Origin of the sequence: Streptomyces sp. NPDC002773, assembly GCF_040295605.1 — a bacterium.
Classification (GTDB): Bacteria; Actinomycetota; Actinomycetes; order Streptomycetales; family Streptomycetaceae; genus Streptomyces.
Genome location: NZ_JBEOVO010000045.1, coordinates 1 through 26,306, shown reverse-complemented (window position 1 = coordinate 26,306; position 26,306 = coordinate 1). Strand labels below are relative to the sequence as shown.

The 26,306-nt window shown below is 73.6% G+C and carries 18 protein-coding genes; 11 read left to right on the top strand and 7 right to left on the bottom strand.

The features are described 5' to 3' along the window. Window positions 1-97 precede the first annotated feature (97 nt). The 3 genes from ABT034_RS32350 (at window position 98) to ABT034_RS32340 (ending at window position 8,038) form a co-directional block, all read left to right on the top strand. Complete coding sequence (locus ABT034_RS32350) at window positions 98-1,642, top strand: hypothetical protein (protein ID WP_351220651.1); 1,545 nt, start codon at window positions 98-100, stop codon at window positions 1,640-1,642. 691 nt (window positions 1,643-2,333) lie between these two features. Beyond that, entirely contained in the window at window positions 2,334-3,245 is a 912-nt protein-coding gene (locus tag ABT034_RS32345) for a hypothetical protein (protein WP_351220650.1), read from the top strand. A gap of 74 nt (window positions 3,246-3,319) precedes the next feature. Next, window positions 3,320-8,038 (top strand): hypothetical protein, encoded by a 4,719-nt coding sequence (locus tag ABT034_RS32340; RefSeq protein ID WP_351220649.1) that lies wholly within the window; start codon window positions 3,320-3,322, stop codon window positions 8,036-8,038. A 63-nt stretch (window positions 8,039-8,101) separates the two neighbouring features. Here ABT034_RS32340 and ABT034_RS32335 read toward each other — a convergent pair whose 3' ends face one another. Further along, window positions 8,102-8,398: a hypothetical protein gene (locus ABT034_RS32335; RefSeq protein ID WP_351220648.1), complete on the bottom strand. Its 297-nt coding sequence runs from the start codon at window positions 8,396-8,398 to the stop codon at window positions 8,102-8,104. A 537-nt stretch (window positions 8,399-8,935) separates the two neighbouring features. Here ABT034_RS32335 and ABT034_RS32330 point away from each other — a divergent pair. From ABT034_RS32330 to ABT034_RS32315, 4 genes are read left to right on the top strand one after another with little or no spacing between them, the layout of a single operon-like run. Next, complete coding sequence (locus ABT034_RS32330; protein WP_351220662.1) at window positions 8,936-12,094, top strand: sensor histidine kinase; 3,159 nt, start codon at window positions 8,936-8,938, stop codon at window positions 12,092-12,094. Then, window positions 12,091-12,546, top strand: coding sequence for a roadblock/LC7 domain-containing protein (locus tag ABT034_RS32325; protein ID WP_351220647.1), 456 nt, complete (start codon window positions 12,091-12,093; stop codon window positions 12,544-12,546). Before ABT034_RS32330 ends, ABT034_RS32325 begins: the two co-directional genes overlap by 4 nt. A 10-nt stretch (window positions 12,547-12,556) precedes the next feature. Continuing rightward, window positions 12,557-12,976: a DUF742 domain-containing protein gene (locus ABT034_RS32320; RefSeq protein ID WP_351220646.1), complete on the top strand. Its 420-nt coding sequence runs from the start codon at window positions 12,557-12,559 to the stop codon at window positions 12,974-12,976. Beyond that, complete coding sequence (locus ABT034_RS32315; RefSeq protein WP_351220645.1) at window positions 12,957-13,562, top strand: GTP-binding protein; 606 nt, start codon at window positions 12,957-12,959, stop codon at window positions 13,560-13,562. The genes ABT034_RS32320 and ABT034_RS32315 overlap by 20 nt, the downstream gene beginning before the upstream one ends. Window positions 13,563-13,627: 65 nt before the next feature. On the opposite strand, the gene ABT034_RS32310 is transcribed toward ABT034_RS32315, so the two are convergent. Next, window positions 13,628-14,449, bottom strand: coding sequence for a M15 family metallopeptidase (locus ABT034_RS32310; RefSeq protein ID WP_351220644.1), 822 nt, complete (start codon window positions 14,447-14,449; stop codon window positions 13,628-13,630). On the opposite strand from ABT034_RS32310, the gene ABT034_RS32305 reads away from it, so the two are divergent. After that, on the top strand, window positions 14,448-15,008 hold the full coding sequence (locus ABT034_RS32305) for an NUDIX domain-containing protein (protein WP_351220643.1): 561 nt from the start codon (window positions 14,448-14,450) through the stop codon (window positions 15,006-15,008). The genes ABT034_RS32310 and ABT034_RS32305 overlap by 2 nt on opposite strands. 126 nt (window positions 15,009-15,134) lie before the next feature. On the opposite strand, the gene ABT034_RS32300 is transcribed toward ABT034_RS32305, so the two are convergent. Further along, window positions 15,135-17,600 carry a glycoside hydrolase family 31 protein gene (locus ABT034_RS32300; RefSeq protein ID WP_351220642.1) on the bottom strand — a complete coding sequence of 822 codons (2,466 nt, stop codon included), beginning with the start codon at window positions 17,598-17,600 and terminating at the stop codon, window positions 15,135-15,137. Window positions 17,601-17,815: 215 nt separating this feature from the next. Between ABT034_RS32300 and ABT034_RS32295 the strand changes: the two genes are divergently transcribed. Further along, window positions 17,816-19,786, top strand: a complete 1,971-nt coding sequence (locus tag ABT034_RS32295; protein ID WP_351220641.1) for an acetoacetate--CoA ligase — start codon at window positions 17,816-17,818, stop codon at window positions 19,784-19,786. A gap of 109 nt (window positions 19,787-19,895) precedes the next feature. Here ABT034_RS32295 and ABT034_RS32290 read toward each other — a convergent pair whose 3' ends face one another. Then, entirely contained in the window at window positions 19,896-21,215 is a 1,320-nt protein-coding gene (locus ABT034_RS32290; RefSeq protein ID WP_351220640.1) for a GntR family transcriptional regulator, read from the bottom strand. Between the two features lie 45 nt (window positions 21,216-21,260). Between ABT034_RS32290 and ABT034_RS32285 the strand changes: the two genes are divergently transcribed. Then, the gene (locus tag ABT034_RS32285) at window positions 21,261-22,559 is read left to right on the top strand and encodes an MFS transporter (protein ID WP_351220639.1); all 1,299 of its coding nucleotides are present in this window, start codon (window positions 21,261-21,263) and stop codon (window positions 22,557-22,559) included. A gap of 23 nt (window positions 22,560-22,582) precedes the next feature. After that, window positions 22,583-23,488, top strand: coding sequence for a DUF8829 domain-containing protein (locus ABT034_RS32280; RefSeq protein ID WP_351220638.1), 906 nt, complete (start codon window positions 22,583-22,585; stop codon window positions 23,486-23,488). Window positions 23,489-23,562: 74 nt separating this feature from the next. Here ABT034_RS32280 and ptsP read toward each other — a convergent pair whose 3' ends face one another. The 3 genes from ptsP to ABT034_RS32265 form a co-directional block, all read right to left on the bottom strand. Further along, window positions 23,563-25,233, bottom strand: coding sequence for a phosphoenolpyruvate--protein phosphotransferase (gene ptsP / locus ABT034_RS32275; protein WP_351220637.1), 1,671 nt, complete (start codon window positions 25,231-25,233; stop codon window positions 23,563-23,565). 80 nt (window positions 25,234-25,313) lie between these two features. Further along, window positions 25,314-25,763, bottom strand: coding sequence for a PTS sugar transporter subunit IIA (locus tag ABT034_RS32270; protein ID WP_351220636.1), 450 nt, complete (start codon window positions 25,761-25,763; stop codon window positions 25,314-25,316). A 282-nt stretch (window positions 25,764-26,045) separates the two neighbouring features. Then, window positions 26,046-26,306 (bottom strand): hypothetical protein (locus ABT034_RS32265; RefSeq protein ID WP_351220635.1); only part of this gene is annotated, 261 nt, incomplete at its 5' end.

Here is a 26,306-nt window from a genome sequence, read left to right as displayed (position 1 = left end):
CCGGCCGACCCCGGCGGGGCCCGTGGACGACCCCCGGGGCCCGGTCGCATCTGGGCCGTTTCGACCGTTGTCAGTTCGAGGACCTAATCTGTCCACCGTGACTTCGCCTGCCTCGACGGACCTCGCTCCGCCCCAGCTCAGCGCGGGGCCGCGACCCGCGCAGGGTCCGGCCGCCGACGAAGGGCTCGCGCGGCGCCTCCGCGCGCTCGCGTGCACCGCCCCGCTGCACGACCTCGACGTGCGCAAGGCGAACCTGGCCGGCGAGTACACGGTCTACGCGATGGCCGAGGTGGCCCTGTCCGCGATCGACCTCATCACGCTGAACATGGACTTCGACACCGGCGCCGACCACGAGCAGATCGTCGCCCGCCTGCTGCCCCGCGTCGCCGCCCAGGCACCCCACCGCCCCGCCGCCGAACACGAGCGCGTGGCCCGCTGGGTCCTGGAGAACCTGATCAACGTCGGCAGCGTCGACCGCGGCTTCCGCGCCGTCTACGGCACCTTCGGGACCGACGGCGTCTACGTCCGCAGGGACTACGACTTCAAACTCATCGAGGAGGTCCCGGGCTTCGGCGGCGGCGTCTACCTCCGGACCACCGACGAAGCGGTCAACGTCCTCGTCGGAGCGCTCGACACCGACGTCACCAGCGCCCAGATCGCCGCCGAGGTGAAGCTGGAGGTCCTCATCAACCGGGGCCGCCTCGCCGACGCCCAGCTCGCCGCCGAGCAGGCGCGCTACCGGACCGTGCAGTACGCCGAGAGCCTCCGCAAGACCCTGGAGGCGACCCGGCGCAACGTGCGCGCGGTGGACTGGCTCAACGCCGTGCCGGACATGATCGCCGAGGCGCTCGACCACGTCGCCGACCGCTACCGCCACGAGAACGCGATCCTCACCAACATCCGCAAGGCCCGCGACGAGGCCGAGGCCGCCTCCGACGCCAAGACCGCCGAGCACAAGCGGCGCGCCGCCGAGCTCGTGGACATAGTGAAGGACTGCATCCGGCGCCACACCCAGCTCCAGTCCCGCCTCCTGGACGCCGGGCCCCTCTTCCGCGCCGAGCAGGACCGGCAGGCCTTCGCCGCCCCCACCACGTACACCGGGCTCGACCTGTACGGGCAGCTCGTCGCCCCGACCCTGCCGCTCCCCGTCGAACAGGCCGCCAGGGTCACCGACGCCTTCTTCGCCCGCGGCACCGGACTGCGCACCCCCGCCTCCGTGCGTCTCGGTGATCTCGTCGACCTGCTGCTGACCCCGCCCGTCGAGCGCGAGCACCTCGGCGCGGAGATGCCCGAGCCGGACCTCATCGCCACCCCCGACGACTCCCGCTTCAGCGAGGAACAGCTCGCGAGCGCCCTGCGCCTGCTCGACCTGGAGCACGACGCGCCGCGCCGCCTCTCCGGCCTGCTCGCCGAGGCCCGCGAGCTCGACGCCGACCTGCCGTACCTCGTCGCCCTCCTCGCCGTCCACGCGGCGAGCCCCCCGGTGGGCACGGCCTACCGGCAGGGCGAGGAGCGACTCCTCTTCGCCGTCGACGACGGCACCCCGCTCGACGACCCCGAGTTCGGGGGCGCCGACCTCATCGTCGGTACGGCCCTGCTCGACGCGGTGGGCATGGCCGCCGGCCGCACGGAGGCCACGTGACCCTCGTCCCGCCCGCAGCCGCCGTCGTCGCACCGCCCACCCGGCCGGCCGCGCTCACGCCGGATCCCACCGCCGCCCGTCCGGAGCCGGCGGACTCGGGTGTACGCGACGACAGCACGCCCATCCCGGCGGCGAAGCCGGAACGCGCGGCCCCGGAGCAAACCGAGCCGGCGCACATGGACCCGGCTCCCCCAGAGCCAGAGCCGCACCGTGAGGAACCGGCTCCCGTAGAGCCTGAGCGCGCCGAACCGCCCGGCCTCCCCACCGGCCCTCGCGTGCGGCCCGTCCACATCGACCCACCCGCCGCCGCACGCGTCGACGCCGAAGACCGGCCCTCGCCGACGCCCGGCACCCGGCCCCGGTTCGGGGTCGTCGCGGTGCCCGAGCCGACCCGGACGGCGTCCGTCCGGGGCCGGGGCGTCCCGACCGTGCGCGCCGTGCGCCTCACGGACGAGCCGCCCGCCCCCGCCGACCGCCCCACCACCACCCCGGCGGCCGTCACCCCCGTCCCGCTGCCGGTACCTCGCCCGGTCACCACCGCCGCACCGGCACCGACTCCGGCACCGACTCCGGCACCAAGCCCGACTCCGGCACCGACCCCAGTCCCGACTCCGGCCCCAACCCCAGTCCCGACCCCGGCCCCAACCCCAGCCCCGCCCCCGACCAAGAGCCCGACCGAGGAGCCCCAGCCGTGAGCGAAACCCACGCCGAGTACGCCGACGCGTGGGGCGAGCAGGAGCCCCCGCAGCCCCCGGCCGCCGCCGTGACCGTCGCCGCGTCGACCGTCACCCCCGCCGACGCGTCCGACGCCGCCCGCCTCGTCTCCTTCGGGCTCCAGCCCAAGCTGCTCCCGGCCCGCGACGCCGAGTACGGGGAACTCCTCCGGCGCTACCGCGAGAACCCCGCCTTCGCGCGGCTCGCCGACGCTGTCGCCACCGGCCTGGGCCTCATCGTCCTCGAGGTCTCCCCACGCGCGGGCATGGCCGTCACCGCGGGCGAGGACTCCGTCTTCGCCGTCCGCATGGGCGACTACGCCCGCCGCGCCTCCACGGACTCCGCCGACCGGTTCCTGCACGGTCTCGCTCATCTCGCCGTCGCCGCGATGGCCTTCCCCCGCCCCGAGGACCTCGCGGACGACGCGTACATCGGACGCCTCACGGTCAACGGCGTGGACGCGTTCGTACGCCAGGCATGCCTGCGTCTCGAACAGCGCGCGGAGGAGCAGGGCGAGAACACCGACCCGGCCTCGGACGCCCCCGGCCTCGAGGCGGCCTGGCGGATCTACGCCCGCCGCAGCGCCACCGGCGCCACCAAGGACGCCCGCCGCCTCGCCGGGTCCACCACCGGCATCGTCGGCAAGGCGGCCGCCTTCCTCACCGACTCCGGCTTCCTCCAGCGCACCGGCGACGAGGGCGGCGGCTCCTACCGCACCACCGCCCGCTACCAGCTCCAGGTCCGCGACATGGCGGGTTCCGCGGCCATGGCCGAGCTCCTCGAACTGGGCGTCGTCCCCGTCAGCGACGGCTCCCCGACCCTCCTTCCCCCTCCCGAGGGCGACGACCTGGAGCTCGCGGCCGACGCGGGCCTGCCCTTCCACGCGTAACCGAACCGGCGTCACCGCCCCGCACCACCGACCTGCCAGAGCACGAGAGCACGAGAGCACGAGAGTTCCTCGCCATGTACGAGCTGTCCCGGGTCCGCCTGTACTCCATCGGTCCCGCCGGTGCGCGCTACGCCGACACCGTCCTGGACCTGCGGGGAGTCGGCGCGCCCGTGCCCCACCCCGCCCCCACACAGGCGGAGTTCTTCGCGGAGGAACCGGTCGGTCCGCCGCGCCGCCCCGCCCCCGCGGGCGTGCTCTTCCTGGAGAACGGCGGCGGCAAGTCCGTCCTCCTCAAGCTGATCTTCTCGGTCATGCTCCCCGGCCACCGCAACACCCTGGGCGGCGCCAGCTCCGGCGTCCTGCGCAAGTTCCTCCTCGCCGACGACTGCGGACACGTCGCACTGGAGTGGCAGCACACCCTCACCGGCGAACTGGTCGTCGTCGGCAAGGCCAGCGAGTGGCGGGGCCGTCAGGTCTCCTCCGACCCGCGGAAGTTCGCGGAGGCCTGGTACTCCTTCCGCCCCGGCCCCGGGCTCAGCCTGGACAACCTCCCCGTCGCCGAGGCGACCTCCGTCCGCCCGCCCGTCGAGGGCTCCTCTGGCGCGACCGGCCGCCGCCGCACCATGAAGGGCTTCCGCGACGCCATCACGGAGGCAGGCAAGGCCTACCCGCATCTGGAGGTCTACTGGGAGGAGATCCACGACCGCTGGAACGAGCACCTCGGCGAACTCGGCCTCGACCCGGAACTCTTCCGCTACCAGCGCGAGATGAACGCCGACGAGGGCGAGGCCGCCGGTCTCTTCGCGGTCAAGAAGGACTCCGACTTCACCGACCTGCTGCTGCGCGCCGTCACCGACACCCGGGACACCGACGGACTCGCGGACCTCGTCGGCGGCTTCGGCAACAAGCTCGGCCGCCGCGCCGAACTGAACGCCGAGCGCGAGTTCACGGCCGGCTCGGTCGACCTCCTCGGCCGGATCGTCGAGGCAGCCGAAACCCGGTCCCACGCGCGCGAAGTCCACACGGCCGCCGAGCGCCGCACCCGCACCCTGGCCCGCCGGCTCTCCGCCCGCGCCGCCGAGGAACGCGGCAGGGGCGCCGAACTCGCCCAGCAGGTCACCTCCGCGGCCCACGCCGTAGCCGAGGCCGAGACCGGCCGGGGCCGCAGCTCCCTCATCGCCGCCGAACTCGCCTACCGGCACGCCTCCCTGGCCCTGACCGCCGCCGAGAAGGGCGCCTCCTCCCAGCGGCGCGAACTCACCGACGCCCGCACCATGCACTCCGCCTGGCAGGCGGCCGAGGTCGTCCTCCGCCACCGCGCCGCGAGCGACCGCTCCGCGCGCGTGGCGGCCGCCATCCGGGAGGCCGAGCGGGACGCCGCCCCGGCCCTCGCGGCCCGCGCCGAAGCTGCGGCCGACCTCGTACGGGCGCTCGCCGCCGCCGCCGAGGAGGGCGAGCGCCACGCGGCGGAGGAGGAGGAACGCTCCACCGCCCTCCAGGAGGCCGGTGAGACCGCCCACCGCGACGCCACGGCCGCCGCCACCGAAGCCCAGCGCGCCCGCAGCGAGGCGGGCCACCTCCGCCAGCGGCTCGCCGAGGTCGAGCAGGAGACCGCGGAGGCGGTACGGGCCGGCTGGCTCGACGACTCCGCGCCCGACGCCGACCCCGCCCGCGCGGCCCTCGCCGCGAGCGACGCCGAGAAGACGACGGTCGCCGCCTGGGACACGGCCCGCGAGGCCGCCCGCACCGCGGCGGACCGCGCGCGTGAGGCGGCGGGCGCCGAGTCCCGAGCCGAACTCGCCGCCGCCCGCGCCTCCGACGCGGCCGAGGCCGCCGGGAACGCCTACGACGCGGAGCGCCGCGCCGCCGAGCTCCTCGCCGGCGAGGAACGCCTCGCCGAACTCCTGAGCCTCCCCGCCACCGGCGCCCCCCACCCCGCCGCCGGCTCCCCGCTCCCGGGCCAGCGCGCGGCCACCGCGGCCACCGCGCCCGCCGGCGACGGCGAGGACCGGAACCCCGCCGACGGCGCCGTCACCTCGGGGGAGCCCGCGCGCCAAGGGCCGCTCACCGTCACCGAGTTCGACCGGTACGCCGACGACCTGCGCGGCATGCTCGACCAGGCCGTCACCTCCGCCGAGCGCCAGCTCTTCGACCTGCGCACCGCCGCCGCCGACGACTCCCGCATCCTCGGCGCCCTCGGCGACGGCGGCCTGCTGCCGCCGGGACCCGACGTCCTCGCCACCGTCGAGTACCTCGGCGAGCACGGCATCCCCGCCCTCCCCGGCTGGCGCTACCTCGCCCAGTCCGTGGACCCCGCCGACCACGCGCGCGTACTCGCCGCCCGCCCGGAGCTCGTCGACGGTGTCGTGATCACCGACCCCGTCTCGTACGGACGCGCCCGCGAGGTCCTCGGCTCGGCCGCCCTGCTGCCCCGCTCCGCCGTGGCCGTCGGCACCGCCGCCGCCCTGCTCGCCCCGGTGCCGGGGCAGGACCCGACGGACGATGCGGGGGTCTTCCTCGTACCGCCGAACCCGGCCATGCACGACGAGCACGCGGCCGACGAGGAGCGCCACGCCCTGCGCGCCCGCGCGGCCGCCCGCGACGAGGAGATCCGTACCCTCGCCGCCCGCCTCGCGGGTGACCGCTCCCTCGCGGCCCGGATCGGGTCCTGGCGCGCCGACTGCCCGCCCGGGATGCTCGCCGAACTCGCGGCCGTCGCCACGACCGCCCGCGAGACCGCCGAGGCCGCCGCCGCGACTCTCGACGAGGCCAGGACCGCGCGCGCGGAGGCCGAGGAAACGGCCGCCGAGGCGGCCCAGGTCAGGGACGAGCGCCAGGAGGCCGCCCAGCGCGCCCGCCGCGTCGCCGACGCCCTCGCGGGCCTGGCGTTCCGGCTGCGCGAGCGGTCCGCCTGGCAGGCCAAGCTGCGGGAACTCGCCGACGACGCCGCCGAGGCCGAGGCCCGCGCCCAGACCTGCCTGGAACGCGCCCGTGCCGCCGACGAGGACCGCCGCGCGACCCAGCGCTCCGCCGACGACGCGCACCGCACCGCCCGTGCCCTGCGGGCCGAGCGCGCCGAGATCGCCGGCGCCCCCGACACCCTCCCCGAGGGCGACGCGCCCGCGTCCCGGGCCGCCCTCCCCACCCTGCGCGAGGCCTACCGGGCCGCGTCCCAGCTGTACGAGAAGGTCGGCGTCGGCGCCGACTTGCGCGCCGAGCAGGCCCGCGCCGAGAGCGACGAGTCCGCCGCCGTCGCCGAACTCGACCGCCTCACCAACAAGGTCAGGAGCCGCGCCGAGCAGCTCCTCGAGTCCACCGACGGCGCCGACGGCCCGTCCCGGCAGGCCGCCGCGGCCCGCGCCGAGGCCCTCGTACAGATGCTGGAGACCCGCGCGTCGGAGGCGAGCGAGAAGCTCGGCCGTCTGCGCGGCGAGGCCGAGCGGCTCGCCCCCGAGGACGGCGAGGCGCACACCGAGCTGCCCGAGGAGCTGGTGCCCGCCGACGCCGAGCGGGCCCAGACCCTGCTCCGTACCGCCACCGCCGAACTCGCCTCCCGTACCGACGCCCTGGAGGCGGCGCGCGCCGCCCACGCCGGCCTGCTCCGCGACCACCGGGCCGCCGAGGACGCCGCAGGCGGCTTCGAGGAGACCGCGGCCCTGCTGCGGGACCTGCTGCGCGACCACGCGGACGAGGAGCGGGACGAGGCCGAGGCGTACCCCGGCAGCCTTGAGGAGGCCCGTACGACGGCCGCCGAGGCGCGCCGCTCGCTGCGCGGCTGCACCGCCGAGCTGTCCGCGGCCGACGCGGCCGTCCGCGAGGCGAGCGACATCCTCGTACGGCACGCCAACTCCACCCGGTACGAGCAGGTCCGCACCCCGGCCCGCCAGCAGATCCGCGAACTGCCGGCGTCCGCGCTGCCCGAGCACGCCGCCAAGTGGGCCGAGGCCTTCGCGCCCCGGCTGCGGGTCCTCACCGACGAGCTGGAACAGCTGGAGCGCAACCGCGACTCGATCGTCGACCGGCTGCGCGGCCTCGTGGAGTCGTCGCTCGCGACGCTCCGTTCGGCGCAGCGGCTCTCCCGGCTCCCCGAGGGCCTCGGCGAGTGGTCGGGGCAGGAGTTCCTGCGGATCCGCTTCGAGGAGCCCGACCAGGCCACCCTCGCGGAGCGGCTCGGCGAGGTCGTCGACGAGGCGACCCGCGCCGCCGTCAAGAAGAACTCCGACCTGCGCCGCGACGGTATGTCCCTGCTGCTGCGGGGTGTGCAGGCGGCCCTCGAACCCAAGGGCGTCTCCGTCGAGATCCTCAAGCCGGACGCGGTGCTCCGCGCCGAGCGGGTGCCCGTCGGGCAGATGGGCGACGTCTTCTCCGGCGGGCAGCTGCTCACCGCGGCCATCGCCCTGTACTGCACGATGGCGGCGCTCCGCTCCAACGACCGGGGCCGCGACAAGCACCGCCACGCGGGCACGCTGTTCCTGGACAACCCGATCGGCCGCGCCAACGCCACGTACCTGCTGGAGCTCCAGCGGGCCGTGTCGGACGCGCTCGGCGTCCAGCTGCTGTACACGACGGGCCTGTTCGACACGACCGCCCTCGCCGAGTTCCCGCTGGTGATCCGGCTGCGCAACGACGCCGACCTGCGGGCCGGGCTCAAGTACATCAGCGTGGAGGAGCACCTGCGACCGGGGCTGCCGCAGACCGCCGGGGAGGCCGAGACGATCCACGGCGAGATCACGGCGACCCGGATGTTCCGCCGCCACGCGACCGACGACCCGACGCCGCTACCCGCGCCGTAGCGGGACGAAGAGCGGCCTGGCCCCCAGGGGGCCAGGCCGCTCCGTCTCCGTACCGTCCGCGCCTCAGGCCGCCTCGGACAGCGGCGACGCCGCCTCCGCCCGGCTCCCTCCGTGCTTCTCACGGAGCGGCGGGCGTGCCGTGCTGCTCGGCTCCGACACCACGCCGTTGCGCTGGCGCCACACCTGACGGGTGATCCAGACGTCGAGGACACTCCAGGTGGCCACGACGGTGAAGACCACGGCGCTGACGGTCACGGGGAACGCCAGCCAGGAGCCCGCCACGGAGCAGAAGAAGGCCACCACCGCCTGGATGATCGTCACGGAGGTGATGATCACGGCCCGTACGGCTGCGGTACGCACCGGATCGGGCATCCGTTGTCGGCCATGCTCCTCGTCCACCCACAACTGCCGCGCCGACCGCGCCTCGTGTTCCATTGTCCTGTCACTCCCCACCACTGAACGACTTCAGGGTCGGCTGCCCGGCTTGAGCGCCTTTACACGGACAGAACCCTCCCCGTACCTATTGACGCACGCGAGAGGGAAAAGGTTTCGCCCGCCCCGGGGTGAACCTGGTGCGGGCAGGCCCGGAAGGAACAGTTCCAGCCATCTCCGCAGGCCGGAGAAATGGCGAGTCATCAGGTGTCCTGCACCACAGTGGCCGACCTCAACTCGCCGAATATCAGGACATCTCATGATCAACACTCACTCGACAGGCTGAAAACAGCCCGGACATGCCTTCGGAATGGCCCTGATGCAGTAGTAGGCTCGCGCCGCCGTTTGTTGAAACTCAAGCGTTGAAACTCGACTGTGGAAACTCAAGGTTGACGCCGCGTGTTGACGCCGGACGTCACGGACGTGAAGGACCCCCGGCCCACGGGGGTCGAGCTGGGGGAGGCCATGCGCTTTCGCGGGAAGTCCATCCGCCGGAAGATCGTGGCGTTGCTCCTCGTACCGCTCGTCTCCCTCACCGGTCTGTGGGTTTTCGCCACGGCCCTCACCGGCCGCGAGGCCGACCAGCTCCTCGACGTCGGCTACATCGTCGACAAGGTCGGCTACCCCCTGGAGGACACCGCCCGGGTCATCCAGCTCGAACGCCGCCAGTCCCTCATCTACCTCGCCGACCCCCGGGGCTCCGACGCCCTCGGCTCCCTGCGCGAGACCCGCCGGGCCACCGACCGCCAGATCGCCCGCATCCGCGCCAACGCCGCCGACCCCGGCGTGCGCGAGGAGATGCGGCCCGTCACCGCCCAACGCCTCACCTCCCTCCTCGAAGCGCTCGACGGCCTCGCCTCGCTGCGCCGTTCCGTGGAGAAACGTGACATCGGCCGCATGCAGGCCCTCGACTTCTACAACCGGCTCGTCGACCCCTGCTACAGCTTCCTCACCACCCTCCACGCCCTCGAGAACGTGGAGATGGACAAGCAGGGCCGCGCCCTCGTCGGCATCACGCGTGCGCGTGAACTGCTCTCCCGCGAGGACGCCCTCGTCCTCTCCGCGCTCGTCGCGGACCGCGTCACCACCCAGGAGATCCGCGCGATCTCCGACCTCATCGCCAACCGCGAGCAGTTCTACGAGGTCAACCTCGAACTCCTGCCCACCGCCGAGCGCGAGCGCTTCGAGAGGTACTGGCGCAGTCCCGACACCCGGCCGCTGCGCACCGCAGAGAACGCGATCATCGAGCAGGGCCCCACCGACAGCCCGCGCGCCCTCACCGCCGCCTACTGGCAGGACCACGCGGGCCCCGTCCTCGACGACCTCGCCCGCGAGAACACCGCAGCGGGCGACCGCTACCAGGACCGGGTCCAGCCCGCCGCGTACAGCGTCCTCCTCAAGGCCGGGGTCGCCGGCGTCCTCGGTTTCCTCGCCCTGCTGGCCTCCGTCGTCATCTCCGTCCGGATCGGCCGCGTGCTCGTCCGCGACCTGCGCCGCCTCCAGAAGGAGGCCCAGGAGGTCTCCGGCGTACGCCTCCCCAGCGTCATGCGGAGGCTCGCCGCCGGCGAACAGGTCGACGTCGGCACCGAGGTACCCCACCTGGCCTACGGGGAGGACGAGGTCGGCCAGGTCGGCCAGGCACTCAACACCCTTCAGCGCGCCGCCGTCGAGGCCGCGGTCAAGCAGGCGGAGCTGCGGCGCGGCGTGTCCGAGGTGTTCGTCAACCTCGCCCGCCGCAACCAGGTCCTGCTCCACCGTCAGCTCACCCTCCTCGACACCATGGAACGGCGCACCGAGGACACCGACGAGCTGGCCGACCTCTTCCGGCTCGACCACCTCACCACCCGTATGCGACGCCACGCCGAGGGCCTCGTCATCCTCTCCGGCGCCGCGCCCTCCCGGCAGTGGCGCAAGCCCGTCCAGCTCATGGACGTGGTCCGCGCCGCCGTCGCCGAGGTCGAGGACTACGAGCGGATCGAGGTACGCCGACTGCCCCGGCTCGGCGTGGGCGGCCCCGCCGTCGCGGACCTCACCCACCTCATCGCCGAACTCCTGGAGAACGCGACGGTGTTCTCGCCGCCGCACACCGCCGTCCAGGTGCGCGGCGAGCGCGTCGCCAACGGCTTCACGCTGGAGATCCACGACCGCGGCCTCGGCATGAACCCGGACGCCCTGCTCGACGCCAACCTGCGGCTCGCCGAGACCCCCGAGTTCGAACTCTCGGACACCGACCGCCTCGGTCTCTTCGTGGTCAGCCGGCTCGCCCAGCGCCAGAACGTCCGCGTCTCGCTGCAGACCTCCCCGTACGGCGGGACCACCGCGGTCGTCTTCATCCCGGCCGCGCTGCTCACCGACGCGCCCGAGACCCAGGGCGCGGGCTTCCGGCTGGACCGCAAGACGCTGGAGCGCACCGCCCCGGCCGACGACGGGACAGCCGACGGCGGCACGCCGCCCGCCCGGCGCCCGGCTCTCGCCAGGGTCCCGGACGTCACCGAGGGCCCCGCCCCGCTCGACGGCCCCGTCGAACTCGAAGGTCCCGTCGACAGCGACGACTTCGACGTACTCCTCGACCGGTCGGCGGACCTCCTCGACACCGAGAGCGAGCGCGGCGGCCTGTTCCTGCCCCGAGGCAGGCGGCGCGGCCCGCTCGCACCCGCGGGCGAGCAGCACCAGCAGGCCAGTGACCGGGCGCACGGCCACGGCGAGGGCGAGGCGCAGGCCGACGGGGGAGCCCTCGGCCCCGTACCGCTTCCGCGCCGCCGCGTCACCCCGACGCTCGTCGTGGACCACGGTCGCCGCGTGGACGACCAGGACCGCACCCACGCACTCCCGGCCCGCGCCGACAACCCGACCCGCGGACAGGCTCTCCCGGGCCGCGCCGACGACCCGACCCGCGCGCATGCCCTCCCGACCCGCGCCGACGCGACTCCCGACGGCGCATCCGGCAGGGCTCACGCGCTTCCCGACCACGGCCACGGGGGCCCCGAGCGCGCGCAGACCTTCCCCGCCCGGGCGCACCCCGCTCCCGGCCGCGCGACGGGGCACCCCGGCGCCTCGGGCCACCTCGCGCACGGCGCCGGACAGGACGACCCGCCGGCGCCCCGGCCCGGGGGACGGCCGACCGGCCCCACCCTCGTCCCCGTACCGGCGGAGGGCCCGGTGCCGCCGCGGCGCCCCGCAGCGACGGACCGCCCCGTACCGCCGCGCCCCGTCCCGCCGGCGAGCCAAGCCCCGCCGCAGCGCCCCCTGCCGTCGCAGAGCGAGAGCGCGAGCCAGAGCCAGCGCGATAGCCAGCGCCAGAGCCCCGCCCCGTCGCAGAGCCAGGGCCAGACCCAGAGCCCGGAGCCGTTCGGCGGACTGCCCCGCCGCGTCCGCCAGGCGAGCCTCGCACCGCAACTGCGCGCGACCGACGGCCCGGCCGACCGCGGTACGGGCGCGCGTGCGGACGCCCGTACGAGCGGCGGCGCGAAGCCCGCGGACCCCGACTCCTTCGAACGCGACGCCGAGGAGGTACGCGCACGCATGGCCGCCATGCAGCGCGGCTGGCAGCGCGGACGGCGGCACAACGCCGACCCGGACGACCCGACAGCACAAGGAACGACACCCGAGGGGGACGGTCGATGACCGCACCGAACGCCGCAGCACCCAGCACCACCTCCGGCCACGCCCACGGAAACGGAAACGGCGAGCTGAACTGGCTCCTCGACGAGCTCGTCCAGCGCGTCAGGTCCATCCGGAAGGCCCTGGTGCTCTCCAGCGACGGCCTCCCCACCGGTGCCTCCCAGGACCTCACCCGGGAGGACGGCGAGCACCTGGCCGCCGTCGCCTCCGGTTTCCACAGCCTCGCCAAGGGCGTCGGCCGCCATTTCGAGGCGGGCCAGGTCCGCCAGACGGTCGTCGAACTGGAGGACGCCTTCCTGTTCGTCACGGCCGCCGGTGACGGCAGCTGCCTGGCGGTGCTCGCCGACGCCGACTCCGACGTCGGCCAGGTCGCCTACGAGATGACGCTGATGGTGAAGCGGGTCGGGGCCCACCTCGCCACGGCCCCCCGGACCGGTCTGCCCGCGGGAGGGTGAGTGGGACGGCATGAGTGAAGCAGCCGAGCGCAGCCAGCTGAACGAGAGCCCGGCCCCGCACCACTGGTTCGACGACGAGGCCGGGCCCGTGGTCCGTCCGTACGCGATGACCCGCGGCCGGACCAGCGCCGCCACCCGTCACCGGCTCGACCTGATCGCGCTGGTCGTCCCCGAGCCCGCCGCCGACGATCCCGGCCGGGACCAGACGCTCTCCCCCGAACACGTGGAGATCGTCGAACGCTGCTCCGAGCAACCCCAGTCGATCGCCGAGCTCGCCGCCGGACTCGACCTCCCCGTCGGGGTGGTCCGGGTTCTCGTCGGTGACCTCGTCGAGGACGAACTCGTCCACGTGACCCGCCCCGTTCCGCCGGCCGAGCTGCCGGACGTGAGCATTCTCCGCGAGGTGATCAATGGCCTTCGGGCGCTCTAGCCGCAAAAAGCCCTTCGTCGAGCCGATGACCCTGAAGATCCTGGTCGCCGGCGGATTCGGGGTCGGCAAGACGACCCTGGTGGGCGCGGTCAGCGAGATCCGGCCCCTGCGGACGGAGGAGATCCTCAGCGAGGCGGGGCGGCCCGTCGACGACCTGCACGGCGTGGAGACCAAGACGACCACCACGGTCGCCATGGACTTCGGCCGGATCACCCTCCGCGAGGACCTCGTCCTGTACTTGTTCGGCACTCCGGGCCAGGACCGTTTCTGGTTCCTGTGGGACGAGCTGGCGCAGGGCGCGCTCGGCGCGGTCGTCCTCGCGGACACCCGCCGCCTGGAGGACAGCTTCGCGGCCATCGACTACTTCGAGCGGCGCGGCATCCCCTTCACGGTGGCCGTCAACTGCTTCGAGGGCGCGCAGCGCTTCCCCGCAGAGAGCGTGCGCGGGGCGCTCGACCTGGATCCCGAGGTCGAGCTCGTGATGTGCGACGCCCGCGACCGCGAGTCCGTGAAGAACGTCCTCGTGGCCGTCGTCCAACACGCCCTGGTCCTCGCGGACCGGACCCACGCGGGCGCGACGACCTGACGGTTGAGGCCCCCGCACGCGGGGGCCTCAACACACCGCCACCCGCGCAGCCGGGGCTCCCGCACTCAGTGACCGGCCACCGACCTCCGAGCCACCGGGAAGTCGAAGAACGTGCTCGGGAACGGCTCAGGCTTGAACGTGAAGTGCCACCACTCCTCCGGCAGGTTCACGAACCCCTGCTCGACGAGCGCCGATTTCAACAGCTGACGGTTGGCCCGCTGCACGCCCTGGATCCGCGGGTCGTCGGTGTGCGAGAGCGTGTCGAAGCAGTCGTACCCCGTCCCCATGTCCACGGAGTTGTCGGGGAACCGCTCCGACCGCGGCGCGAAGCACTCCACCAGCTGCTCGCCCGGCACGTACGCGCGCGTGGGCGACGCCGGCAGCCGCACGATCGTCAGATCCACCGTCGAACCGCGGCTGTGTCCCGACTTCTCCGCGATGTAACCGTCCGCGAACAGCCTCGACTTGTCGACGAGCGGATAGAACTCCTCCTTCATCCGCTCGTCCCCCAGGTCCTTCGCCCACCGCACGAAGTGGTCGACGGCCCGCTGCGGCCGGTAGCAGTCGTACACCTTCAGCGTGTAGCCCCGCGCGAGGAGACGCACCTGCGCCCGGTGCAGTGCCTCGGCGGCCGGCCGGGTCAGGATGCACAGCGGCTGCCGGTAGCCGTCCACCGGCTCACCCACGAAGTTGTGCGGAGTCGTGTAGCGCATCTCCTGAAGGATCGTCCGGTCCACCGAGTTCAGGGCCACGAACTCCGGTGGGGCCTTGGGCTCCGGCGTGGCCGAGGCCGGGGGAGCGGGGGCGGCGACGGCGCCCGTGACGGCGAGCAGCCCGGCCGCGGCCGTGACGGCGAGGGTACGGAAAACGGAAGCAAGTCCTGTCATGCACACCGTCTATCAGTTCCGGCAGCGCCAAGAAAGGGTGATCGCATACGGTCGGGCCGTGAAGGACTCCCACTGCTCCTGCTGCGGCGCCGCCCACCCGGCCGACGCCGGCTGGCCCCGCACCTGCCCGGCCTGCGCGCACACCGCCTACCGCAACCCCCTCCCCGTGGCCGTCGCCCTGCTCCCCGTCACGGACGGAGAGGGAACGGGCCTCGTCGTCATCACCCGCACCATCGAGCCCGCCCGGGGCGAGGTCGCCCTGCCCGGCGGCTTCATCGACCACGGTGAGGACTGGCGCGCCGCCGTCGCCCGCGAACTGCGCGAGGAGACCGGCATCGAGGCCTCCGCCGAGGACGTCCGCCTCGCCGACGCGATGAGCTCCCCGGCCGGCCACCTCCTCCTCTTCGGCCTCCTCCCGCCCCGCCGGGCCGCCGAACTCCCGCCCTCGGCCCCGACGGACGAGACGAGCGGCCACCACGCGCTCCACGCGCCCGTGGAACTGGCCTTCCCCCTCCACACGGAGGCGGTACGGAAGTGGTTCGCGGGGGCGTACGACTGACGGGGCTGCGGGGCCGGGGACGGGGCCGGGGCCGGGCCGCGGTCGAGGCCCGAGCCATGCTACGAACACCCGGTTACGGGTCGGCCTGTACGCGGACGAGGGCCGAGCCCTGCCACGAACACCCGGTTACGGGTTCCGCACCCGCACCGGCAGCCCCGGCGCCTCCGCCCCGTCGTCCGTCATCCGCTCCACCACCACCACCCGCCCGTCCACCAGCCGCGACTGGTACCGCTCGATCTCGGCCGGCTCCCAGCCGTCCCCCGTGTCCCGTACGACGAGCCCCCCGCCCGTCCGCCCGGCGGCGGGCGCCCACACCTCCAGGGCCAGGTCGCCGCCCTCACCCCGCACCGGGAGCACCGCCCCCGCCCGCACCAGGACCGGGATCCGGGAGAGCGGCGCGTCGAGCAGCACCTGCCCGGGCCCCTCGTACGCCTGCCCCGTCGCCGTGTCGTACCAGCGTCCGCGCGGCAGCCGCACCGCCCGCCGGTCGGCGCCCCGCGTCAGGACCGGCGCCACGAGGAGCGCGTCGCCGAGCAGGAACGCGTCCTCGCAGTCGCGCAGCACCCGGTCCTCGGGCGTCCCCCACCACAGCGGGCGTGCGTACGGGGCACCCGTCATCCGCGCGAGCCGGGCCAGGGTCATGAAGTACGGCCGCAGCCGCTCCCGCTCGGCCAGCGCCACGCGCGCGTGCTCCAGGACCTCCGGGCCGAACTCCCACGGTTCGCGCCGCCCCGCGCCGATCGCCGCGTGCGTACGGAACAGCGGCAGCCACGCCCCCAGCTGGTACCAGCGCAGGAACAGCTCCGGTGTCGGGCTGCCGTCGAAACCGCCCACGTCGGGCCCGGAGTACGGCACCCCGCACAGCCCGAGCCCCAGGACCAGGGAGAGCGAGGCCCGCAGCCCCGGCCACCCCGTCGACACGTCACCTGACCAGGTGCCCCCGTACCGCTGCATGCCCGCCCAGCCCGACCGCGAGAAGAGGAAGGGCCGCTCGTCGGGCCGCAGCCGGCACAGCCCCTCGTACCCGGCCCGCGCCATCGCGAGGCCGTACACGTTGTGCGCCTCGCGGTGGTCGCCGCCCCGGCCGTCGAGGGCGTGCCGCGCGGAACGCGGCAGCGTCATGTCACCGAAGGGGGCGAAGGACACCGGCTCGTTCATGTCGTGCCAGACCCCGGCGAAGCCCTGCCGGAGCCGCTCCTCGTAGAGGCCGCCCCACCACTCCCGTACCGCGGGATCGGTGAAGTCCGGGTAGGCGCACTCGCCCGGCCACACCACTCCGCGGACCTCCCCGCCCCGCGCGTCCCGGACGAAGGCTCCCGCCGCCCGCCCGCTGTCGTAGACCGCGTTCCCCGGTTCGGCCTTCACCGCCGGGTCCACGATCGACACGAGCCGCACGCCCTGCTCCCGCAGCTCCGCCGCGAGCCCCGGCAGATCGGGGAACCGCTCCCGATCGACCGTGAACACCTGATGCTCGTCGTAGTGGTCGATGTCCAGGTGTACGGCGGACAGCGGCAGCCCGCGCTCCCGGTACCCGGCGACGACCCTGCGCACCTCCCGCGCGCTGCCGAACCCCCAGCGCGCGTGCTGCGGTCCGAGCGCCCAGTCGGGCGGCAGCGCGGGAGCACCCGTGAGCGCGGCCCAGCCGTGGAGTACGCGCGCGGGGGTGCCGACCACGACCCAGCAGCGCAGCGGCCCGCCGCCCATCCGGACCTCGCTGGTCCCCGGCCGGTCGTGTCCCGAACCCGCACCCTCCTCGCCCTCGGCCAGGGTGACGCGGCCGTCCCAGGAGTTGTCGTGGAACGCCAGGTGGGTACCGGCGTCCGAGACGACGAACTGCACGGGCATGGTGAGGTAGAGCGGATCGTCCCCGGGGCCGAAACTCCCCTTGGGGTCGGTGTTCCACAGCCGGTACGAGCCGTCCCGCAGCCGCGGCCCCGCCGCCCGCCCGCCGAGCCCGAAGAACCGCGCGTCCGCCGGCACCTCGCTCCGCTGCACCCAACGCGCACGCCCGACCGCGACCGCCCCGTCCCGCGCACCGCCCGCGCCCCCCGCGACCGACCCGTCCCGCTCGCTCCCGACGGTCTCCGTCACGGCCATGGCACCCGGTCCCGTGGCCGCCTCCCCGCTCCCCACCGGCTCCCACCAGCGCGGCGGCAGGTCCCGGCGCAGCATCACCCCGCCGGGCGTCCGGATCTCCACGGCCCCGTGCCGGGAGACCGCGACCGTCACCCGCTCCGACACGATCCGCCAGCCGCCGTCGGTGTCCGGCTCGAGGCAGGCCCGCGGATCCGGGTCGGGCGCCTCGCCGGCCAAGGCGTACGAGGGAAGCGGACCGGCCCCGTCCCACCCCCAGAACACGGTGCCGCCCGGCGACACGCAGATCCGCAACGATGACCGGGCGAAACGGATGATCCCGCCCCCAGGAGCGGCCTCCGCCCCCGTCGCGAGACCCGGCACCCGAGCCCGTTCCGGCCCCCTCGGCGGCAGCCCCCACGCGTCCGTACGGCGCTGCCGCCACGCCGCCCGCACCGCCCGCAACCCCCGCACCGAACCGAACACCTTGATCGAACGCACCAGTCCACGACCGTCCATGGTGATCACCCTGCCACCCACCAGCGGCGATACGAGGTCCGTTCAACTTCCGTTCACCCGTGGTGGGAGCACATATTCAACTACCCGACCATGGGCGGGCAGCCCTGGTGCGAAAGACGATCACATGGCATCGTCCTGTCAGCCGCGTCGCGCGCACACCCCAGCACGTGCGCGGGACACACGCCGACCCCGCGTACAGCCAGGGAGCCGCCCCAATGACATCAGCGCAGACCGAGCCGCTCTGGCAGCCGGACGAGGAACGCATCGCCACAGCCGCCGTCACCCGCTTCCAGACCTGGGCGGCCGAACACCACGGCGCCCCCGCCGAGGGCGGGTACCCGGCGCTCCACCGCTGGTCGGTCGACGAGCTCGAAGCCTTCTGGAAGGCGGTCGCCGAGTGGTTCGACATCCGCTTCTCCACCCCGTACGAGCGCGTCCTCGGCGACCGGTCGATGCCCGGCGCCGACTGGTTCCCCGGCGCCACCCTCAACTACGCCGAGCACGCCCTGCGCGCCGCCGACGAGCGCCCCCACGACACGGCTCTGCTCCATGTGGACGAGACACATGAGCCCCAGCCGACCACCTGGGCCGAGCTCCGCCGCCAGGTGGCCTCCCTCGCCGCCGAACTCCGCGCCCTCGGCGTACGGCCCGGCGACCGGGTCAGCGGCTACCTGCCCAACGTCCCGCAGTCCGTCGTGGCCCTCCTCGCCACCGCGGCGGTCGGCGGCGTATGGACCTCCTGCGCCCCGGACTTCGGCGCCCGCAGCGTCCTCGACCGCTTCCAGCAGGTCGAACCGGTCGTCCTCTTCACCGTCGACGGCTACCGCTACGGCGGCAAGGAGCACGACCGCCGCGACACCGTCGCCGAGCTCCGCGCCGAGCTGCCCACCCTCCGCGCCGTCGTCCACATCCCGCTCCTCGGCACCCCGGCCCCCGAGGGCACGCTCGCCTGGTCCGACCTCGTCGCCGCCGACACCGAGCCGGTCTACGAACAGGTCCCCTTCTCGCACCCGCTGTGGGTCCTGTACTCCTCCGGCACGACCGGCCTCCCGAAGGCCATCGTCCAGTCCCAGGGCGGCATCCTCGTCGAGCACGTCAAGCAGCTGGGCCTGCACTGCGACCTCGGGCCCGAGGACGTGTTCTTCTGGTACACCTCCACCGGCTGGATGATGTGGAACTTCCTCGTCTCCGGCCTCCTCACCGGCACGACCGTCGTCCTGTACGACGGAAGCCCCGGCTACCCGGACACGGCCGCCCAGTGGCGCGTCGCCGAACGGACCCGCGCCACCCTGTACGGCACCTCCGCCGCGTACGTCATGGCCTGCGCCAAGGCGGACGTCCACCCCGGCCGCGACTTCGACCTCTCCGCCGTGAAGTGCGTCGCCACCACCGGCTCCCCGCTGCCGCCCGACGGCTTCCGCTGGCTCCACGACGAGGTCCGCGAAAACCTGTGGATCGCCTCCGTCAGCGGCGGCACCGACGTGTGCTCCTGCTTCGCCGGCGCCGTCCCGACCCTCCCGGTCCACATCGGCGAGCTCCAGGCGGCGGGCCTCGGCACCGACCTCCAGGCCTGGGACCCCTCCGGCAAGCCCGTCATCGGCGAGGTCGGCGAACTCGTCGTCACCAACCCCATGCCGTCCATGCCGATCCACTTCTGGAACGACCCCGACGGCAGCCGCTACCGCGACAGCTACTTCGAGATGTTCCCGGGCGCCTGGCGCCACGGCGACTGGATCACGATCACCGACCACGGCTCGGTCGTCATCCACGGCCGCTCCGACTCCACCCTGAACCGCCAGGGCGTACGGATGGGGAGCGCCGATATCTACGAGGCCGTGGAACGCCTCCCGGAGATCCGCGAATCCCTCGTGATCGGCCTGGAGGAGCCGGACGGCGGCTACTGGATGCCGCTCTTCGTCCACCTCGTGGAGGGCGCCACCCTGGACGAGGAACTGATCGCCCGCATCAAGAGGACGATCCGCAGCGAACTCTCCCCGCGCCACGTCCCCGACGAGATCATCGAGGTCCCGGGCGTCCCGCACACCCTCACCGGCAAGCGCATCGAGGTCCCCGTCAAGCGCCTCCTCCAGGGCACGCCCCTGGCCAAGGCCGTCAACGCGGGCTCGGTCGACGACCTGGGCCTCCTCCACTTCTACGAAACGCTGGCGGCCTCCCGACGGGGCTGACCGGACCGCCACCCCTGCGGGGCCCCCGGCAGCGCGCCGGGGGCCCGCAGGGAACGCCGACGTCGAACGGTCGAAGACCCACCCCCGGAGCGTTCCGCCGCCTCCCGCGTCATCCGCCGTACGTCGCCTGCGCGTCGCCGAGCACCTCCGCGAAGTCCGCCGCGAGGCGCGTCGCGTCGCCGGGCGCGAGCGTCGCCGTCGTGATCCGTACCGCGGGCGGCGCCGCGATCCGGAACCGCGCCCCCGCGGCGACCCACCACCCCTGCGTGCGCAGCCCGTTCACGACCGCCGACTCGTCCCGTACCGGCACCCACACGTTCAACCCGCTCGCCCCGACGGCCCGGATCCCGTACGTCCCGAGCGCACCGATCAGAGCCGCGCGCCGCTCCCCGTACGCCGTCTCGCCCGCCGCCACGAGCGCGCGTACCGCACGGTCGCCGAAGAGACCGGCCACGGTGTCCTGAAGTACGTGGCTGACCCAGCCGGAGGTCATCAGCATCCGCCCGTCGTGCCGGGCCAGCGTCACCGCGTCGCCCGCGAGTCCGGCCCAGCGTAGATCGATCCCGAGGTGTTTCGACACCGTCCGCACCTGTGCCCACCGGTCGAGCCCCGCCGCCGCGAGCGTGTACGCCGCCGCCCCGCCAACCTCCGCGTTGTGGTCGTCCTCGACGACGAGGACCTCAGGGAACCCCCTCAGTACCGCGACGAGTTCGTCCCGGCGCGACCGGGTGAAGAACGCCCCGGTCGGACACTGCCCCCGCGGGCTGCACACCACCGCGCGCGCCCCGCTCCGAAGCGCCGTTCGCAGCGACTCCGGTACGAGCCCCTCACCATCCACGTCCACCGGGACGATCCGCAGCCCCAACGCCGGTACGAGGTCCAGCAGATGGTGGAAACCGGGATCCTCCACGGCCACCGCGTCACCGGGACGCAGCTCCGTCGAAAGGAGGCGTGCGATGCAGTCGAGCGCTCCGTGCGCGAAGGTCACGTGCCGGGCGGGCACCCCGTCCCGCTCGAACCACGCCCGGGTCGCCTCTTCGAGCGCCGCGAGCCGAGGCGCGGCGCGGTGGGACCCGTACACCGGGGTGACCGTCGACGGCGGACGCAGCACGGGGAGGAAGGCCGGGTCCGGATGGCCGCCCGCCAGGTCCACCAAGCCGTCCGGTACGCGCGGCGGACGCCGGGAGGCGACCGAGGGAACCTCCGCCACCACGGTCCCGCCCCGGCCCCGCGTGACGATCAGCCCCCGCTGCCGCAGCTCCTTGTAGGCCGTCGCGACGGTCCCCGGACTCACCCCCAGCGTGTCCGCGAGCCTCCGCACGGGCGGCAGCGCGTCGCCCGGAGCGAGCCTGCCCTCGGTCACGCCCTGCTCGACGGACGCGGCGATCCCCTTGGCCGTCGTCCCCTCGATCGCATATTGTGCTGTCACGTAATCAAGTATGTATCAATACAAAGCAGTTGGCAAGGGGGACCCATGAGCCGCTCCACCCGTTCCACCCGCCTAGGCCGACCAGCCCTCAAGGACCGCATCCCCGGAGGCCCCGACGGTCGCCGCATGCTCCTCATCGGCTTCATCGACAAGTGCGGCACCGGACTCTGGTCCACGGCCATGGCCCTCTACTTCACCTACGTCACCGGCCTCGGCCTCGGCCAGGTCGGCCTCCTCATCGCCGTCGCGGGCGCGGCCGGCATCGCGGGCGCCCCCCTCGGCGGACTCCTCGCCGACCGCTTCCCCCTCGTCCGCGTCATCATCTGCACCCAACTCCTGCGCGCCACGGCCCTCCTCGCCCTCCTCACCACCGACGACTACGTGCTGCTCGTCCTCTACTCGGCGGCCGGTGCCCTGCCCGACCGCGCCACCAACGTCCTCACCAAGCTCTACGCCGCCCGCGTCGCAGGCCCCGACCGCGTCCGCTACCAGGCGATCAACCGCACCACCTCCAACATCGGCTGGACCGTCGGAGGGCTCGGCGCGGCGGCCGCCCTCGCCGTCGGCACCACCACCGCCTTCCACCTCCTGCTCGTCGGAGACGTCCTCTCCTACCTCGTGATGGCGGCCCTCACCCTCCGCTGCGCCGAACCCCCGGCCCCCGCCGCCTCCCGCATCGCCGCCGCGTCCACCGACGCGAGGCCCGCCACCGCCAAGCCCAGCAACCCATGGCGCGACCGGGGCTTCCTCGCCTTCACCGCGGGCGAGTCGGTCTTCTTCCTCCACGACTCGATCCTCCAGGTCGCCCTGCCGCTCTGGATCGTCCACGCCACCGACGCCCCCGTCGGCCTCGCCCCGCTCCTGATGGTCGCCAACAGCGCCCTCGTCGTGACCTTCCAGGTCCCGCTCTCCCGCTACGGCTCCACCACGGAAGCCGCCCGACGCCTCCTCGCCCCCGTCGCGGGCCTCTTCGCCGTCGGAACGCTTGCCCTCACCGTCTCGGCCCTCGGCGGCCGGACCCTCTCCATCGCGGCCCTGATCACCGCGGCCGTGGCCCTCACCTTCGCCGAGATGATCCACACCATCGCGTCCTGGGAACTCTCGGTCGCCCTGGCCCCCGACGACGCCCAGGGCGCCTACCTCGGAGTCCACGGCCTCGCCCAGTCCACCCAGCGCTGCGCCGGCCCCCTCCTCATGACGGCCCTCGTCTCCGCCGGCCCCCTGGCCTGGCCGGTACTCGGCGCAGCCCTCGTCGCCACCAGCGCCGCCCAGAGCCGACTCGTCCGCCGACGCCTCCCCGAACCGTCACTGTCAGTGGCGGAGGTTACGTTGAGTGAGCACTGATCGGACCGTCACCAGGGGGAGACATGACACGGACCGGCACCACCCAGGCACACCTCAGGCGCGCCCTGCGCCACGAAGTCCCCAGCACCGTCGGCCTCCTCGCCGACGAGCACGACTTCACGGCCATGCGCCGGTACCGAACCTTCGTGTTCGACGACCACACCACCTACCTCCGACAGGTCGAGGCGCTCCTCAAGACCCTCGCCACCCAGGGCGGCCACACCACCGTCGCCCTCTTCGACCCCGAGGAGTACGCGGCCTACTGCGCCGAGACCACCATCGACCCCGACCACCCCGTCAGCCGCAGCCGCTTCACCGCCCACCTCGCCGCCACCGGAGCCCACGTCACCTACACCGGGCAGCCCCTCAGCACCCTCCTGCCCGAGCTCATCGACACCGCCGTCCGCCACGCCACCTGGGAGTACGCCACCACCGTCCTCGCCACCGCGGGCGACTGCGCCACCTGCGGCAAGGACATCGGCAAAGCCGCCTTCGAGCGGGCCGCCCGACTCCTCGCGCGACTCCTCGACGCCGCGGGGCCCGGCACCCACCACCTCGTGTGCAGCGTCCCGGCGGCCGACGACCAACTCATCGCCGTCCTCCACGCCCACGGCACCCCGCAACCCACCACCACCGTCGACGACGCCGCAGCCGCCGAGTTCACCGCGGTCCTCGCCGCCGGCATCACCCTCGGCACACCGGGCGGACTCGTCCTGCGCACCAGCAACCCCGGAGACCGCGACCGACTCCACGGCTGGCGCCTCACCGGCGGCGCCCTCACCCCGCTCACCGAGGCCGAGGTGTTCGCCGCCTACTGCACCGACGCCCGCACCGGAGAACCGCTCTCACCCGAACCGGGCGTCGACCACCGCGCCGGCTTCCCCCTCGCCCCCGACCCCGACCCCGACGACTGGACCACCCACCACTGACCCCGCACACGCCGAAGGGGCTCCCCGCCACCCAGTGACGGAAAGCCCCTTCGTACGTCGGCGAAGGCCCGGGATCACTCCCCGGACAGCACCGCCTGAGCGGCCACACGCGCCTCGTGCGCCGTGTCCGCCGCACGCGCCGCGGCCGCGGCCCGCTCACACTGCGCCAGCGTGTACTTGGCCAGCGTCGCCCGCACATACGGAATCGACGCCGCACCCATGGAAAGGGAGGTGACCCCCAGACCCGTCAGCACACAGGCGAGCAGCGGGTCCGCGGCAGCCTCGCCACAGACACCGCAGCTCTTGCCCTCGGCCTTGGCCGCCTCGGCGGACAGCGCCACCAGGTCGAGCAGCGCCGGCTGCCACGGATCCTGAAGCCGGGACACCGCACCGACCTGACGGTCGGCCGCGAAGGTGTACTGCGCCAGGTCGTTGGTGCCCAGCGACAGGAACTCGACCTCCTGAAGGATCGAACGCGCCCGCAGCGCGGCCGACGGAATCTCGACCATCGCACCGAACTTCGCCCGCAGCCCCGCCTCACGGCACGCGTCGGCGAACGCCTTCGCGTCCGTACGGTCGGCCACCATCGGAGCCATGACCTCGAGGTACACCGGCAGCCCCTCGGCCGCCTTCGCCAGCGCGGTCAGCTGCGTCCGCAGCACGTCCGGGTGCTCGAGCAGCGACCGCAGACCCCGCACACCGAGCGCCGGGTTCGGCTCGTCCACCGGCGTCAGGAAGTCCAGCGGCTTGTCGGCACCCGCGTCGAGCACCCGCACGACCACACGACCCTCGGGGAACGCCTCCAGCACCTTGCGGTAGGCCTCGACCTGCTTCTCCTCGGACGGAGCCTTCTCGCTGTCGTCCAGGAAGAGGAACTCCGTGCGGAAGAGCCCGACGCCCTCGGCCCCGGCTTCCACCGCGGCCGGCACGTCCGCCGGACCACCGACGTTGGCCAGCAGCGGCACCTTGTGCCCGTCCGAGGTCGCACCAGGACCACTGGACGTGGCGAGCGCCGCCTTGCGCTCGGCGGCGGCCTTCGTCAGCGCCGCCTTCTTCTCCTCGCTCGGATCCACGAAGAGCTCACCGGTCGAACCGTCGACCGCGATGAGCGTGCCCTCGGCCAGCTCACCCGCACCCGGCAGCGCGACGATGGCCGGCACACCGAGCGCCCGCGCCAGAATCGCGCTGTGGCTCGTCGGCCCGCCCTCCTCCGTCACGAACCCGAGCACGAGCGTCGGGTCGAGCAGCGCCGTGTCGGCGGGCGCCAGGTCCCGCGCGATCAGCACGTACGGCTCGTCGCTGTCCGGCACGCCGGGCATCGGCACACCCAGCAGCCGCGCGACGATCCGGTTCCGCACGTCGTCGAGGTCGGCGACCCGCCCGGCCATGTACTCACCGGCACCGGCGAGCAGCTCGCGGTAGTGCGAGAAGGCGTCGTAGATACCGCGCTCGGCCGTGCTGCCCACGACGATCCGGCGGTCGACGTCGGCGATGAGCTCCGGGTCCTGGGCGATCATCGCCTGGGCCTCCAGCACGTGCTGCGCCTCACCGCCGGCCAGATTGCCGCGCGCGATCAGATCGGCGGCGACAGCTTCGACGGCCTGACGGGCGCGCCCCTGTTCGCGCTCCGCCTCGTCCGCCGGAATCTGCTTGGCCGGCGGCTCGAGAACCGCCGTGCCCATGTGCCGGACCTCGCCGATCGCCACACCGTGGCTGACGCCGACGCCTCGCAGCGTTGTCTCCATCTCACCCGTCTCCGATAGAGCGGCGGCACCCGCCGCCGCGTTGAATGTCGAACTCGCGGTCGTCACGAGGACGAACTGGCTCAGCGCCAGCCGAAGAGCTCGTCGCCGGCCTTCACGTCACCGTCTTCGACGACGTCGGAGAGCGAGTCCGCGGTGGCCTCGAGAGCCACGACGGGACAGATGGGGGACTTGCCAGCGGCCTCGACGTCCGCGGGGTTCCAGCGCACGACGGCCTGTCCGCGCGTCACGGTGTCACCCTTGCTGACGAGCAGCTCGAAGCCCTGCCCGTTGAGCTGAACGGTGTCGATGCCGAGGTGGGTCAGAACGCCGTGGCCCTCGCTGTCGACGACGACGAAGGCGTGGGGGTGCATGGAGACGATGACCCCGTCGATGGGGGAGACGGCCTCCGAGGGCTCACGTACGGGATCGATGGCGGTACCGGGACCGACCATCGCACCGGAGAAGACCGGGTCGGGAACTGCGGCGAGACCGATGGCGCGTCCAGCAAGCGGCGACGTCACGGTTGTCATGGGAAGCCTCCCAGGGGCGGAGATCGTGTGGCGCCGTCACTACCTGTCCTGGACGGCGTACTGTTCTGAAGCGTATGTCATAGGAAGTCCCGGTTCCGCACGAGACGTACCAGTTGGGCGGAGCTAGGGACTACCGGAAACGATTTGCCTCAACTGACGGTGGGATGTACTGTCGTACTCCTGCCTGACCCCAACGCGGCCTTGAGTCGCGGGTCGGCAGCACCTATCAAGCCAGATCCTAACCCCAGTGGTCTACACCTCTGCATGCTCGCAGGGACGTGGTCAGGGGGCCCGGAAAAGCCTGGTAGTGTTTGACCCCGCCGGGAACGGAAAAGCGAAAGCGAATTCCAATCCCAGCAGCCCGCTCCAGCGGGTGGCAGAAACGGAAATCGGATCTGCTAAGCTGGAAACACGAAATACCGAAGGGAAGCCCGGAGGAAAGCCCGATAGGGTGAGTACAAAGGAAGCGTCCGTTCCTTGAGAACTCAACAGCGTGCCAAAAATCAACGCCAGATTAGTTGATACCCCGTCCATCTTCGGATG

Coding starts and splice junctions, on each gene's coding strand:
- ptsP (WP_351220637.1), bottom strand. CDS start 25,233: ATGGAGACAACGCTGCGAGGCGTCGGCGTCAGCCACGGTGTGGCGATC.
- ABT034_RS32305 (WP_351220643.1), top strand. CDS start 14,448: ATGCACACCGTCTATCAGTTCCGGCAGCGCCAAGAAAGGGTGATCGCA.
- ABT034_RS32300 (WP_351220642.1), bottom strand. CDS start 17,600: ATGGACGGTCGTGGACTGGTGCGTTCGATCAAGGTGTTCGGTTCGGTG.
- ABT034_RS32285 (WP_351220639.1), top strand. CDS start 21,261: ATGAGCCGCTCCACCCGTTCCACCCGCCTAGGCCGACCAGCCCTCAAG.
- ABT034_RS32270 (WP_351220636.1), bottom strand. CDS start 25,763: ATGACAACCGTGACGTCGCCGCTTGCTGGACGCGCCATCGGTCTCGCC.
- ABT034_RS32340 (WP_351220649.1), top strand. CDS start 3,320: ATGTACGAGCTGTCCCGGGTCCGCCTGTACTCCATCGGTCCCGCCGGT.
- ABT034_RS32330 (WP_351220662.1), top strand. CDS start 8,936: ATGCGCTTTCGCGGGAAGTCCATCCGCCGGAAGATCGTGGCGTTGCTC.
- ABT034_RS32280 (WP_351220638.1), top strand. CDS start 22,583: ATGACACGGACCGGCACCACCCAGGCACACCTCAGGCGCGCCCTGCGC.
- ABT034_RS32310 (WP_351220644.1), bottom strand. CDS start 14,449: ATGACAGGACTTGCTTCCGTTTTCCGTACCCTCGCCGTCACGGCCGCG.
- ABT034_RS32295 (WP_351220641.1), top strand. CDS start 17,816: ATGACATCAGCGCAGACCGAGCCGCTCTGGCAGCCGGACGAGGAACGC.
- ABT034_RS32320 (WP_351220646.1), top strand. CDS start 12,557: ATGAGTGAAGCAGCCGAGCGCAGCCAGCTGAACGAGAGCCCGGCCCCG.
- ABT034_RS32315 (WP_351220645.1), top strand. CDS start 12,957: ATGGCCTTCGGGCGCTCTAGCCGCAAAAAGCCCTTCGTCGAGCCGATG.
- ABT034_RS32325 (WP_351220647.1), top strand. CDS start 12,091: ATGACCGCACCGAACGCCGCAGCACCCAGCACCACCTCCGGCCACGCC.